General features: G+C 50.8%; 15 protein-coding genes. 4 read left to right on the top strand and 11 right to left on the bottom strand.

Translation table 11 applies throughout. The annotated features are described in order from the left end of the window. The first annotated feature begins 113 nt into the window (after positions 1-113). Complete coding sequence (locus tag BSEL_RS04740) at positions 114-524, top strand: peroxiredoxin-like family protein (RefSeq protein ID WP_013171865.1); 411 nt, start codon at positions 114-116, stop codon at positions 522-524. A gap of 70 nt (positions 525-594) precedes the next feature. On the opposite strand, the gene BSEL_RS04735 is transcribed toward BSEL_RS04740, so the two are convergent. Further along, the gene (locus tag BSEL_RS04735; protein WP_013171864.1) at positions 595-1,884 is read right to left on the bottom strand and encodes a sensor domain-containing diguanylate cyclase; all 1,290 of its coding nucleotides are present in this window, start codon (positions 1,882-1,884) and stop codon (positions 595-597) included. A 229-nt stretch (positions 1,885-2,113) separates the two neighbouring features. On the opposite strand from BSEL_RS04735, the gene BSEL_RS04730 reads away from it, so the two are divergent. From BSEL_RS04730 to BSEL_RS04720, 3 genes are read left to right on the top strand one after another with little or no spacing between them, the layout of a single operon-like run. Next, complete coding sequence (locus BSEL_RS04730; RefSeq protein ID WP_013171863.1) at positions 2,114-2,458, top strand: PadR family transcriptional regulator; 345 nt, start codon at positions 2,114-2,116, stop codon at positions 2,456-2,458. Continuing rightward, positions 2,455-2,937 carry a hypothetical protein gene (locus BSEL_RS04725; protein WP_013171862.1) on the top strand — a complete coding sequence of 161 codons (483 nt, stop codon included), beginning with the start codon at positions 2,455-2,457 and terminating at the stop codon, positions 2,935-2,937. Before BSEL_RS04730 ends, BSEL_RS04725 begins: the two co-directional genes overlap by 4 nt. Continuing rightward, on the top strand, positions 2,937-3,470 hold the full coding sequence (locus BSEL_RS04720; protein WP_013171861.1) for a permease: 534 nt from the start codon (positions 2,937-2,939) through the stop codon (positions 3,468-3,470). Before BSEL_RS04725 ends, BSEL_RS04720 begins: the two co-directional genes overlap by 1 nt. Positions 3,471-3,548: 78 nt before the next feature. Here BSEL_RS04720 and rbsB read toward each other — a convergent pair whose 3' ends face one another. From rbsB to BSEL_RS04670, 10 genes are all read right to left on the bottom strand, one after another. Next, entirely contained in the window at positions 3,549-4,478 is a 930-nt protein-coding gene (rbsB, locus tag BSEL_RS04715; protein ID WP_041581753.1) for a ribose ABC transporter substrate-binding protein RbsB, read from the bottom strand. Between the two features lie 13 nt (positions 4,479-4,491). Next, on the bottom strand, positions 4,492-5,436 hold the full coding sequence (gene rbsC, locus BSEL_RS04710) for a ribose ABC transporter permease (protein WP_013171859.1): 945 nt from the start codon (positions 5,434-5,436) through the stop codon (positions 4,492-4,494). Further along, on the bottom strand, positions 5,423-6,919 hold the full coding sequence (locus BSEL_RS04705; RefSeq protein WP_013171858.1) for a sugar ABC transporter ATP-binding protein: 1,497 nt from the start codon (positions 6,917-6,919) through the stop codon (positions 5,423-5,425). Before BSEL_RS04705 ends, rbsC begins: the two co-directional genes overlap by 14 nt. Positions 6,920-6,961: 42 nt before the next feature. Further along, positions 6,962-7,351, bottom strand: a complete 390-nt coding sequence (gene rbsD, locus BSEL_RS04700) for a D-ribose pyranase (RefSeq protein ID WP_013171857.1) — start codon at positions 7,349-7,351, stop codon at positions 6,962-6,964. Between the two features lie 5 nt (positions 7,352-7,356). Continuing rightward, entirely contained in the window at positions 7,357-8,235 is an 879-nt protein-coding gene (rbsK, locus tag BSEL_RS04695) for a ribokinase (RefSeq protein ID WP_013171856.1), read from the bottom strand. Next, complete coding sequence (locus BSEL_RS04690; protein ID WP_013171855.1) at positions 8,232-9,215, bottom strand: LacI family DNA-binding transcriptional regulator; 984 nt, start codon at positions 9,213-9,215, stop codon at positions 8,232-8,234. The genes rbsK and BSEL_RS04690 overlap by 4 nt, the downstream gene beginning before the upstream one ends. 218 nt (positions 9,216-9,433) lie before the next feature. Beyond that, a complete protein-coding gene (locus BSEL_RS04685; RefSeq protein WP_013171854.1) occupies positions 9,434-10,285 on the bottom strand; it encodes a Cof-type HAD-IIB family hydrolase in 852 nt (283 codons plus the stop codon). Between the two features lie 94 nt (positions 10,286-10,379). Further along, positions 10,380-11,648: a PTS ascorbate transporter subunit IIC gene (locus BSEL_RS04680; protein WP_013171853.1), complete on the bottom strand. Its 1,269-nt coding sequence runs from the start codon at positions 11,646-11,648 to the stop codon at positions 10,380-10,382. Positions 11,649-11,672: 24 nt separating this feature from the next. Continuing rightward, complete coding sequence (locus tag BSEL_RS04675) at positions 11,673-11,942, bottom strand: PTS sugar transporter subunit IIB (protein ID WP_013171852.1); 270 nt, start codon at positions 11,940-11,942, stop codon at positions 11,673-11,675. A gap of 43 nt (positions 11,943-11,985) precedes the next feature. Beyond that, positions 11,986-12,444, bottom strand: coding sequence for a PTS sugar transporter subunit IIA (locus tag BSEL_RS04670; protein WP_013171851.1), 459 nt, complete (start codon positions 12,442-12,444; stop codon positions 11,986-11,988). Between the last annotated feature and the right edge of the window lie 2 nt (positions 12,445-12,446).

Genomic DNA, 12,446 nt, shown 5'->3' with positions numbered 1-12,446 from the left:
CCCCCGGCAAGGAGGATGTCACATTTGAGAACCTCGTCACCGGGCATAGCCGAACCCTTTTGATTTTTGTCCGCCACCTCGGCTGACCGATCTGCCGGGATTACCTGACGCAGTTGCGTGAGGCTCATTCGGACATCGAAGAAACCGGAACCAAGCTCGTCGTCGTTGCTCCGTCTAACCGCTCATTCATCGAACAGTTCACCCATCTGTTTGGACCGTTCCCTTACCCCATTTACGGGGATCCTGAACGACAGATCTACAAACACATGCAGCTGAAAACGATGAACAAAGTCAAACTCCTTGCCATGGCAGGCGCTGCGTTTGCGAGCGGAAAAGTAAAAGGCTTTATGCCAAAGAAACAAGCACAGAAAAATTTTGTTATGAAATCGATGAAGACGCAGGATGTTTATATCCAGGGTGGGGCATTTCTTTACGACGGTGAGGGGAAGCTCTTATGGAAACATATCGATCAGTCCCCTGATGATCATGCGAAGATCAACACGATCAAATCGAAGTTACCCTGAACAGAGTATACAAAAAACCAGCATCTGCCCCGTATCGTTTCCCGGGATTCAGGTGCTGGTTTTCCTTATCTCATTTACCATGCTTATTTTTGTACATCGCTTTATCCGCTTTGTTCAGAAGTTCTTCCGGATCACTTCCATCATTAGGAAAAATGACCGTACCAATAGAAGCACGGATATCAACGGTCTTTCCGGCAATAGACGCTGGCTCGCCGATCTGATTCTTGATATTTTCCATTCTCACAAATAAATCGTCGTCACAGATCACATCATACATGATCCCCGTGAACTCGTCTCCCCCGATTCTTGCAACAAAATCTTCTTTTCTCAAAGATGCGGTCAACCGCTCTGCGACCAGTTTTAACAGTTTGTCCCCTGTTTTATGGCCAAAAGCATCATTCACTTCTTTAAATCCGTCGAGATCAAGAAAAAACAGAGCAAAAGACTGATTCGCTTGAGCCGACGTCTCCACGGCATCCTCAAGTTGCTGCATCATCTTTCTCCGGTTCGGCAGTTCTGTCAAATCGTCATAGTTCGCCATCCACTCCAGCTGATCTTTCAGTTTTTTCCGTTCTGTGATATCCATTGCGGAGCCAACGAGATAAGGAGGATCCGCGTCCATATATGGCGTCATCGTCGTCTCCCATATCTTCGTCATCCCGGATAGGGTCAGCTCTTCTTCATAGCGGATCATTTCACCGGCATCCACTGCCCTTTGGTAGTTAGCACTGACAATTTCCCCGCCTTCTGTCCCGAGGAGTTCCTGCGGGGTTTTGCCGGCAATCTGTTCAAGTGATATACCCGTCTGTTCCTGATGGGAACGGTTATTTCGGATAAAACGGAACTTACCTTGCCCGAGAATTTCAATCAGAAATAGAGCGTCCTGTGTACCGTTAAAGACCTTCTCATACTCATTCGACAACATTTTCAGCGTCTCCCGAGACTTAATCAGATCTGTGATGTCCACATGCGCTCCAAGCATCCGCTTCGGTCTACCGGTTTCATCCCGAACGGCCATCCCGCGGCAGCGAATCCACACCGTTGAGCCGTCTTTATGTTTATAGCGGACCGTCTGGCTGAAGGGCACATTCGGATCGTTGAAGTGCTCTTCAAGGTTCTGCTGGATTTTTTTGAAGTCCTCCTCAAAGATGAGATCCGTCCATTCACTGACAAGATGCTTCTTCTCTGCCGGGTCGTATCCAAGCGTCGTCCAGAACGTCGGACTCATCCATTCGTGCTCCTGATTATGAAGGTCCCAGTACCACATCCCGTCAAGGGACGCGGCCTCAATAAAGTCCACAATGCCCGGATCTTCCCGGACAGCCTGTTCAAGTTCTGCTTTTAAGTAATGTTTCTCCATCTCTTCACCCCGCTGTCTGCTTGCTTCATTGTTTCTCTATTCCCTACGGGTGCATGATTTACTCTCCTACATCATACACGATTTGTCCCTGGATCTGTATAGAATTGGATGGATTTATTGAATGTTTACAAGATCGACGTATACTCAAAGAGATCACGATCACTGCCTTTGACATGTCACTGTTAACTACAGTAAAGTGTAGTTAACACAAATAAAAGGAGCGATCCACATGGCCAAATTCCAACAGGGCCGCCACACTGCGGCCTTTATTCTGTTATTCCTCCAGGACACCCCCGCATACGGCGGGCAACTCCTTCAACGTCTCGATGAGGAACTCCCATTCAACCCCATTGACAGTGCGAGTCTGTACCGGACCCTTAAGCAGCTCGAAGCAAACGGGGACATTCATTCCGAATGGGTGCAGGAGGGAGACGATAAGCCCGTCAAATGGTACACGATCACCGCACAGGGCCGGCAGACACTGGCCCTGTTTCACAAAGACATCCGGCTTCGCGCCCAAAACCTCGACTTCTTTTTGAGAACCTATCAGAGAACGGACGGTGAAACCCATTGACCAGCGGCATCATTCTCTACAGTCTCGCCATCATACTTGTCACCCTGTCATTCATCAAAGACCGCGGCAAAACCGCCAAAGCGCTCAAGAAAGCCTCGATGATCTTTAAGAATCTCCTCCCGGAAATTCTCGCAATCATGCTGTTTGTCGGGCTCTCACTCGCAATTATGACCCCTGAGATCATCTCCGGCATGATCGGTGCCGAGTCAGGCATCATCGGTGTCGGCGTCGCCACGATAATCGGTTCGATCGCCATGATCCCGAGTTTCGTCGTCTTCCCTCTCGGCAGCACTCTGCTCGAAAGCGGTGCGGGGTACCCGCAGATCGCCGCCTTCGTCAGTGCGATGATGAGTGTCGGGATCGCATCTCTGCCGATGGAAAAGAAGGTCTTCGGAGCTTCCTTCGCCATTGAACGGAACGCATGGGCGCTTCTCTACACCCTTCTCTTTACAGCTTTGATCTGGGTGGTGTATATATAATGACCGTATTCATGAAGCGTTATAAGTGGTTCCTCGGACTTCTGATCATCTGGTTCACCGTCTTTGCCGTGAATCAGTCGGCGGGACTTGATGCGATAACCGTCACCGGCAACAGCCTCCTCGATATGATCATGCTTTTGCCACCGATCCTGGTCTTTGTCGGGCTCTTGGACATCTGGGTCAAGAAAGACACCCTCATGACCTATATGGGGCCCGGCTCCGGCTTTACCGGAACGGTTCTCGCATTTCTTCTCGGATCGATCTCGGCAGGCCCTTTATACGTCGCGTTCCCGATCGCCGCACTCCTTTTGAAAAAAGGCGTCCTCGTGAGAAACGTTGTCTTCTTTCTCGGCGTGTGGACCGTGGCGAAGCTGCCGATTCTGATCTACGAAGTGGCGTCCCTCGGGCTCACGTTTACAATCATCCACGTCGCGTCCGGACTGATCTTCTTCTACTTTATCGGCCTATTCTTTGAAAGACGCTTTAAGCAGCGGGATCTGTTGAAATACGATCCTTCGGAAGGAAGTGCCTGACAGAAATAAATGCTCCTCACGTAAGAAAACCCGTGCAGCAATCATCGCTGCACGGGTTTTCAATAAGGGGGTTACCATTTATCTGACCAATTCCAGATCAACCGGAATAAAGTCCTCCACTTCTTCACCGTTTGCCACCTGAAGCGCTGCATCAAGGGCATACTGACCAATCAGGAGCGGCTGCTGGGCAACGGTTCCGGCCAGTCGGCCATCCTCGACGGCTGCAACTGCATCATCCGTGGCATCAAAACCGACTATAATGAGATCTTCTCTTCCTGCTGATTCCGCCGCTTCAAGTGCGCCGAGTGCCATCTCATCATTGTGGGCAAATACACCGGTCAAATCCGGATTTCCCTGAAGGATGTTCTCCATGACCGTCAAACCTTCAGCACGATTAAAGTTCGCTGTCTGCGCAGTTACAATATTCAAAGCATCCGCTGCCACATTGTTAAAGCCTTCACCGCGCTCACGGGCCGCGGACGACCCTGAGATCCCTTCAAGCTCTGCCACGTCAGCTCCATCTCCGACAAGTTCAATCAACAGTTCACCGGCCATTTCACCGCCAGCGACGTTATCTGATGCAATATGCGCGACAACATCGCCGCCATCTGCACCGCGGTCTACGGTAATCACCGGAATACCTGCACTGTTGGCTGCTTCAACGGCTGCCACAACGGATGTCGAATCCGTCGGGTTGATCAAAATGACATCCACACCCTGTGTAATCAAATCTTCCACATCGTTAATCTGTTTGGCGTCATCGTCCTGTGCGTCGACCATAAGGAGTTCAATACCGAGCTCCTCTGCATGTGCCTCCGCGCCTTCCTGAAGCGTCACAAAGAACGGGTTATTCAGCGTGGAAATCGAAAAACCAACCGTTATTTCACCATCACCGCCGTCGTTACCTCCAGCGTTATTACCTCCATCATTCACCGGACTCTCTGTCGAACATGCCATGGCAACCATACCCAACACCAACATCATGACTACTGCCAATACGTTCTTCATGTTTCCATCCCCTTTACGCATTTTTTTTACGATCCAACAGAACTGCCAACAAAATTACACTGCCTTTGACAACTTGCTGAAAGAATGAACTGACACCAAGCAGATTCAGTCCATTATTCAGTACACCTATGATCAAGGCACCAATTAGCGTGCCGACGATCCAACCTCTTCCTCCTGTAAGACTTGTCCCACCGAGAACTACGGCCGCAATGGCATCAAGCTCATACATCTGACCTGCAGTCGGCTGTGCGGATGACAGTCTGGATGTAAGAATTGTTCCGGCGAGGGCAGCCAGGAAACCGGTTAATGAGTAGACATAGATTTTCACCCGATCCGCATTGATTCCTGAGAGAACTGCTGCCTCTTCATTACCGCCAACGGCATAAACGCGGCGGCCGAATGTGGTTTTCTTTAAGATCAGATACAGAACCAAAAACGACACCATCATTGTCACAGCCGGAACAGGAATACCAAAGAGATAACCGCGGCCGAGCATATCAAAGAACGTGGAATCACCCAGTCCTGAAACCGGCCTGCCGTCTGTGAACACCAGGGTCAGTCCCCTGAATATCGTCATCGTCGCCAATGTTGCAATAAATGGCGCCACTTTTCCTTTTGCAATAATAATCCCGTTAAAAGCCCCGAGGGCCGCACCAGCCAGAAGACCGATCAGCACGGAGAGCACCGGATCAACCCCTGATGCCATAAGCGTTGCCGTTACCGCCCCGGAAAGGGCCAATATTGAACCCACAGACAGATCGATCCCGCCTGTTAAGATGACGAAGGTCATCCCAAAAGCAATCAACGCATTGATGGATACCTGCCTGAGCACATTCATCAAGTTATTCGGGCTTAAGAAAGCCGGATTCAGTATGGAAATAATGACGACGATTAAAATCAATCCGATTAACGGACCGAGCGTCACCAGTATCGAGCCAATGCTCTTATTTCTGAACATATTTATCTCCTCCTGTGGCAAAATGCATGATCCGTTCTTCATTCAGTTCATCGCGACTGAGTATCCCCGTCAGACGCCCTTCACACATGACCATCACCCGGTCACTCATCCCGATAATTTCCGGCAACTCAGAAGACACCATGATGATACTGACTCCTGCTTCTGACAGTTCACTGATGATTTGATAGATTTCCTTCTTCGCACCAATGTCCACACCTCTTGTCGGTTCATCGAGGATCAGGATCTTAGGCGAGGTAGCAAGCCATTTGGCGATGACGACTTTTTGCTGATTGCCTCCACTGAGTGATTTCACGAGCTGATCTTTCCCAAAAGCCCGGATCCCGAGCTTATCTTTCATGTCATTGTAAAGGGCCGTCTCCTCGTCATTTTGCATCCAGCCGTAACGGGAAAGCCCGGACAAATTTGTGACATTCAGATTGTCTTTGATGGAGAAATCGACGATCAGCCCTTTTGATTTTCGGTCTTCAGATACAAAACCGAGACCATGCATCATGGCTTCCTGCGGCGATTGGAATGAAACCGGCTTTCCTTCAATGATCAGCTCGCCCTCTGTTCTTCTTCGGTAACCGAACAGGGTTTCAACAAGCTCTGAACGACCTGCGCCCATCAGACCGGCAATCCCGAGTATCTCGCCTTTCTTAAGATCAAAATCAATGCCCTGAAACTCACCTTCAAGACTGTATCCCTTCGCCTGCAAGATGACATCACCAAGCTCATGGGCGACTCTCGGAAAACGCTCGCCTAGTTCTCTGCCGACCATCAGACTGACGATCTCATCAAACGTCGTGTCTGAAGTTGCGCGGGTACCCGTATAAACACCGTCACGAAGGACCGTAATCCGATCACAGATCCTGAAGATTTCTTCCATCCTGTGCGAGATATAGACAAACGAGACACCGCGTCCTTTAAGTTCCATGATCGTGTCGAATAACGTCTCAATTTCTCTGCCCGTCAGGGCGGCCGTCGGTTCATCCATGATGATGACTTTCGCATTGGACATCAGTGACTTTGCGATTTCAATAAGCTGCTGCTTCCCGACAGACAAATGCTTCGCGAGCGTCGCCGGATCGACATCAAGACCGAGGGCACTCAACTGTTCAGCCGCCTTTCGATTCATCTCACCTGTTTTCAGCCAACCGAACGGACCTGCTTTCATTTCTTTGCCGAGAAAAAGGTTCTCTGCCACCGTCAGTTCAGGGAGAATATTCAATTCCTGATGAATCACAGCAATCCCGTCTTTTTCCGCTTCTTTCGGATGCCTGTATTCAACGGCCTTGCCATTCACTTCAATCTCACCGCTGTCACGGCTGTATACGCCGGACAGAATTTTCATCAACGTTGATTTGCCGGCACCATTTTCACCCATGAGTGCATGAATCTCACCGCCCTGGAGTTCGAACTCCACGTCTTTCAGCACATGATTGGCACTGAACGATTTATTTATTCCGGACATTCGAATCATCGGTCATCCTCCTTCTCCTTGCTTTACCCATGTGTCTTTTTTCTAGAAAATAACACCTGACTGCAAAATCACGTTGGCATAGGGGGTCACTTCCCCGGTTCTGATGACAACTTTCGCTTTTTGCACTTGTATTTTGAATGATTCATGATCGATGTAGTTCATCTCTTTACCGAGGGCAATCAGTTCCTCTTCAAGACCCGGGTTATGTTCACTGATTTCACGGGCAACGACCATCTTCTCCACCTCAAGGTCTGCCAAAACCGTGTGCAGCACATGTAGAAATGGCGGTTCTCCTTTTTTAAGTGAAAGATCCACACACTTCACACCATCCGGAATCGGAAGGCCACAGTCAGCAATCACGATATGATCAGTATGACCGAGTTTGGCAAAGATACCTGCAAGATCACGGTTTAAAATCCCCTCTTTTTTCATTGTCTTCACCTCATCTTTTTCATAAATGCATGAACGTCTTCCGCTTTCGGCATCCCTGTCTGCGCCCCCAGCCGGGTAATCGAAAGTGCCGCGGCCGCATTGGCAAATTCAATCGCTTCTTTCAGGGGACTTCCTTTTGCGAGCTCTGTCGCAAGCGCACCGTTAAAGGTATCGCCGGCTCCCGTCGTATCAACAACTTCCGTAGCGTATCCGCCGACTGTTCGTTCTTCGCCGTTTTCCATAAAGCGGACTCCGCGACTGCCCATCGTCACAATCCATTGTTCATCCGAAAGGGTGGCGTACGGCCGTAATGCCTGCTCTTCTGACTCGTTCGGTGTCAGGTAGCTGATCTGTCCAAGGAGTTTTTCAGATAATGCCATGGCCGGTGCAGGATTCAGGAGAACAGGTACCCCGTGCTCTGAACAGTAACCGGTTACACATTCGACAATTTCAAGCGGGATCTCTAACTGCATCACGACAAGGTCGCTGTCCTGAAGCGTCGGTTTAACCCGGTCGATCTGCGCTTTACTCAGTTCTGCATTTGCCCCCGGGGCCACAATAATGCGATTATCCCCTTCTGAAAGAACGATACTGGCAACCCCCGTCGCACAACCTGTAACCGGTTCCACATCGTCAACACGGAGACCTTCTTTACGTAAATGGCTGAGCAGCACATCTGCAAACGGATCGTCGCCAACTGCCCCGATCATCGTCACATCAGCTCCGAGCCTTGCTGCCGCAACAGCCTGATTGGCTCCCTTGCCGCCAGGGATCATCTGAAATCCCCGGCCGAGAACCGTCTCTCCCTGCTCCGGAGCCCGGTCGGTCTGAATCACCATGTCCATATTAATGCTTCCAACTACCGTTATCTTCGGTACCTTCATTCATCAACACTCCTTGTTGTCTGCCTGATTACCAGGGTCGGATCAAGCACATAGTTTAATTGATCCAAAGGTTTTTTCTCAATTTGCTTAATCAGAAGCCTTGCTGATACAGCACCCATCTCATAGATCGGTTGGGCAACTGTCGTCAATGAAGGAACGAGCATCTCCCCAAGCGGAATGCCGTCAAATCCGATCAGCTGGATATCCTGAGGGATTGATTTCCCTGCCCGACTTGCCGCTTTCATCGCCCCGGCTGCCATCACATCACTGCTGGCAAAAATGCCGTCGATCTGCGGGTAGTCCTTGAGGAGATTGTAGACGACTTCTTCAGCCTGATTGATTTTGAAGCCCGCTTCCACAACGAGATTTGCAATCCCCCGTTCTTCCACGGTCTCTTTAAATCCTTCATACCGCCGGTCAGCCGGATGAACACCTTTCGGCCCGCGGATATGGAGAATCAGCTTACAGCCTGCGTCTGCTAGATAAGAAGTGGCTTCCTTTGCTCCACGGAAGTTATCTGCCACGACCGTGGGAATGTCTTCACTGATGATTCGATCCAAAGCAACAAGAGGCAGATCCAGGCTTTCGTATTCTTCTTTCGTCAGGTGATTCGTCGTTAATATTAATCCGTCAATGTATTTTTGCATCAGTGCATCAAGATACCGTCTTTCTTTTTGCTCGTCTTCATCCGTATTGCAGATGACAACGGTATAGCCATAGGTCAATGCCACATCCTCCACGGCCCTGGCAAGTTCAGGGAAAAACGGATTCGAAATATCCGGCATCAGAAGCCCGATCATTTTGGATGATTTGTGATAAAGCGAACGGGCTACAGAGTTCGGCTTGTAGTTCAACGCTTTAATCGCATCAAGTACCGCTTTTTCCGAGTCTTTGCCCACATACCCTTTTTTATTCAGCACCCGTGAGACCGTTGCGACGGATACGTTTGCGTATTTTGCAACATCTTTGATTGTTGTCATAATGATCTGCACCTCGATTGTGTAACCGGTTACACACAGAATAATCGATTGATTGCTGTTTGTCAACGTTTTTTTAGTTTTTTAATTTTTGCTGCCATACAGGCGTGTTTTCATTCGTCAACCTAACAATTGTGATGAGAACCCTTGAAACAAAAAACAGCCTCAGCAGACCCCGGATGTTCTCCGTGCCGCTGCGGCTGCTCGCTCTTGTCAGGCCATTACTCCATCTTCATCTCCAGTTGAAGGAGATAATCATACACCCCGTTTTCATCATTTGTTTTCGGCGTCACGTCCCGGATTGCCCGTTTCACTTCCTCCGAACCGTTTTGCATGACCGCTGCCTGGCCCGCCATCTTCAGTAACGGCAGATCATTGTTCGCATCCCCAATGGCGAGGAGATCGGAGCGGTCAAGTCCGTAATGCTCAAGGAGCGTCTCGACTCCTGTCGCTTTGTTGACGCCTGCGGCCATCACTTCCACGTTATGCTCGGACGAGGATGATGTGGTGAAGGAAAACCGCTCTTTCAATCCCTCAACCTCCTCCTTCCAGGCCGTCATCGTCTTTTTCTTCCGGTGAAAGAAATAGATCTTGATGATCCGCTCGGTCGGACATGCATCGACCCAGTGAATCTTATTGGCCACCGCTTCTTCCCGGGACTTCGCTTCATGGGCCGCAACCCCGGTGTCAATGCGGAAGTCCGTCTCGTTCTCAAGAATCTGACGGTCTTCCTGAAAGGCGACGCGCGGGCCTTCTGCCGGATGAATCTCATAGTAGATGCCGCGTTTCCGGGCGCCGTCCACGAGGGCTTCTGTGAGGGGAACCGGCACTTCATGGGCGTCGATTTCCTTACCGTCAATCATGACGACCATTCCGTTTGCCCCGACGATCCCGTCGGGCTTCAGTTGCTTAGGCAATACGTCCGCCGCTTCCCGGGCCGTCCGCCCTGTCGCAAGGAAAAAGCGGATCCCCATCCCCTGCCAGCGCCTGAGAAGCGCCGTCAGTTCCTCACTGACCTGGTGCTGGTCATCGAGCAATGTGCCATCCATATCCAGTGCAACTGCCTTTACCATTCGTATCATCCTTCCTGTCCATCATTCATGATAAAAGGAACAGAGGCGTCATACCCCTGTTCCTGATGATTAAACCGTGTTTCCTCAGATCAGGTTATCCGCCAAACAGGTTGGCCAACAGCCCGATCAGGATCCCGACAACCCCGAAGTCGGAGTCACCGAAGGTCGTATTCTCAAAACCGAGTCCACCGAGGACCGGCAGGAGAAACGCCGGAAGGAAACTGATCAGAACCCCGTTGACGGCACCGCCGACGGCTGCCCCGACTTTACCACCGGTGGCATTCCCGAATACCCCTGCACCGGCACCTGTAAAGAAGTGCGGGACGAGACCCGGAATGATGACCGCAAGGGCGGTGATCCCCATGAGGAACATGCTGATGAGACCTGCGATAAAGCTGCTGATGAAGCCGATGATAACTGCCGTTGGTGCGTAAGGGAAGACGATCGGCACATCAAGGGCCGGCTTCGCACCTGGGACCATTTTTTCTGCAATCCCTCTGAAGGCAGGGACGATTTCTGTCAGGATCATACGCACACCGGCCATGATGATGCTGAACCCGGCTGCGAACGTAATCCCCTGCATAAGACCGAACATGATATAGTTCTGTCCGCCGCTGTACTCCCCGACAATCGTTGGTCCTGCAATCAGGACAAGGATCAGGAACATGATGATCATCGTGAGCGCCGTGGAGACGAGGGAGTCTCTCAGGAACGACCAGCGCTCCGGAATCTTGATATCTTCAGTGGACTTCGACGGATCCCCGGTCACACTGCCGGCAAAACCGGCGGCAAGATAACCGACCGTACCGAAGTGACCCATGGCAATGTCGTCACCGCCCGTGACCTTACGCATGTAAGGCTGAGCGAGGGCCGGCATCAGGACCATCAAAAACCCGAGAATCAGGGAACCGGTAACGACGAGGGGAATCCCTGTCATCCCGGCCGTTCCGAGAACCGCTGAGAGCAGCGCGGCCATGAAGAACGTATGGTGACCGGTCAGGAAAATATACTTAAGCGGTGTGAACCGTGCATAGAGAATGTTTGCAAGAAAACCAAAACCCATAATGAGTGCTGTTTCTGTCCCGAGCGTCTGCTGGGCGAGGGCCACAATGGCCTCGTTGTTCGGAATAACCCCCTGAATATCAAAGCGGTCACGAATGATCCCGCCGAGGGCGTCAAGAGAACCGATCAAGACGCCGGCACCGGCACCGAGAATAACGAAACCGATGATCGCCTTGACTGTTCCCGAGAAGACTTTCGCAAGCGCCGCCCGCTGCAGGACGAGACCGATCAGAACGATCAGACCGACCAGCACTTCCGGGAGACTGAGGATTTCATTCATTAAAAATTCGAAAAAAGCCATGGTTTATTCAATCCCTTCTCTCGTTTATTTGTTCAGAAATTCGTCGATGGCCGCTTCCACTTCATCCTGGCTTGCCATGTTGTGGATCGCTTTCACTTCGGTTCCGCCTCCGGAAAGCTGGGACGCGAACTCATTGTTTGTCAAAATCAGATCCGCTTTCGTGCTTGACGCCGTTCCGATGTCCGTTGCTTCCACCTCTGCCTGAACGCCTTTACTCTCAAGCACACGCTCCGCTGTCATCTTCAGCATCAGACTTGATCCAAAACCCATTCCGCATACGCATAATACTTTCATTATGATCACTCCGTTTCGCCGGTGTCCGGCAGATTTTTTTGTCTTACTGATTCCAACCGCTCAATGCCTTGTGAACATCCGCTTCTGACGATGCCTGTAACAATGCCTCGATTAACGACCTGTCTTCGATCAATCCGGATATTTGCTGAAGAAGTCCGAGGTGGGACTCCGAGTCTACCGCTGCGAGACAGACAAAGACGCGTGCTTCACTCACGGACTGATCCGTCCCCTTCGGAAAAGGGACAGGCTCTTTGAACACCGTCACCGTAAAACCGGCCTTTTCGACGCCGTGCTCCGGCCTTGCGTGCGGCAATGCCACATCCGGGGCAATGAGGATATAGGGACCGAGTTCCTCGATATTCCGGATCATCGCCTCCACATACGTCTCATTGATATCGCCATCGTTCAGAAGAGGCGCCGCGCTCTTTTTGATCGCGTCCTTCCAATCCCCGGCCTTCTGCTCCCACTGAATCCGGCTTTCGTGCAAATGCACCTGTTCCATGT

Source organism: [Bacillus] selenitireducens MLS10, assembly GCF_000093085.1.
Lineage (GTDB): Bacteria > Bacillota > Bacilli > Bacillales > Salisediminibacteriaceae > Salisediminibacterium > Salisediminibacterium selenitireducens.
This window is presented reverse-complemented; position numbering and strand designations above follow the sequence as displayed.

Excerpts from the sequence above, each read along its gene's own strand:
- BSEL_RS04735 (WP_013171864.1), bottom strand. The coding sequence starts at position 1,884 with ATGGAGAAACATTACTTAAAAGCAGAACTTGAACAGGCTGTCCGGGAA.
- BSEL_RS04730 (WP_013171863.1), top strand. The coding sequence starts at position 2,114 with ATGGCCAAATTCCAACAGGGCCGCCACACTGCGGCCTTTATTCTGTTA.
- BSEL_RS04720 (WP_013171861.1), top strand. The coding sequence starts at position 2,937 with ATGACCGTATTCATGAAGCGTTATAAGTGGTTCCTCGGACTTCTGATC.
- rbsB (WP_041581753.1), bottom strand. The coding sequence starts at position 4,478 with ATGAAGAACGTATTGGCAGTAGTCATGATGTTGGTGTTGGGTATGGTT.
- rbsC (WP_013171859.1), bottom strand. The coding sequence starts at position 5,436 with ATGTTCAGAAATAAGAGCATTGGCTCGATACTGGTGACGCTCGGTCCG.
- BSEL_RS04705 (WP_013171858.1), bottom strand. The coding sequence starts at position 6,919 with ATGATTCGAATGTCCGGAATAAATAAATCGTTCAGTGCCAATCATGTG.
- rbsD (WP_013171857.1), bottom strand. The coding sequence starts at position 7,351 with ATGAAAAAAGAGGGGATTTTAAACCGTGATCTTGCAGGTATCTTTGCC.
- rbsK (WP_013171856.1), bottom strand. The coding sequence starts at position 8,235 with ATGAAGGTACCGAAGATAACGGTAGTTGGAAGCATTAATATGGACATG.
- BSEL_RS04690 (WP_013171855.1), bottom strand. The coding sequence starts at position 9,215 with ATGACAACAATCAAAGATGTTGCAAAATACGCAAACGTATCCGTCGCA.
- BSEL_RS04685 (WP_013171854.1), bottom strand. The coding sequence starts at position 10,285 with ATGGTAAAGGCAGTTGCACTGGATATGGATGGCACATTGCTCGATGAC.
- BSEL_RS04680 (WP_013171853.1), bottom strand. The coding sequence starts at position 11,648 with ATGGCTTTTTTCGAATTTTTAATGAATGAAATCCTCAGTCTCCCGGAA.
- BSEL_RS04675 (WP_013171852.1), bottom strand. The coding sequence starts at position 11,942 with ATGAAAGTATTATGCGTATGCGGAATGGGTTTTGGATCAAGTCTGATG.
- BSEL_RS04670 (WP_013171851.1), bottom strand. The coding sequence starts at position 12,444 with ATGGAACAGGTGCATTTGCACGAAAGCCGGATTCAGTGGGAGCAGAAG.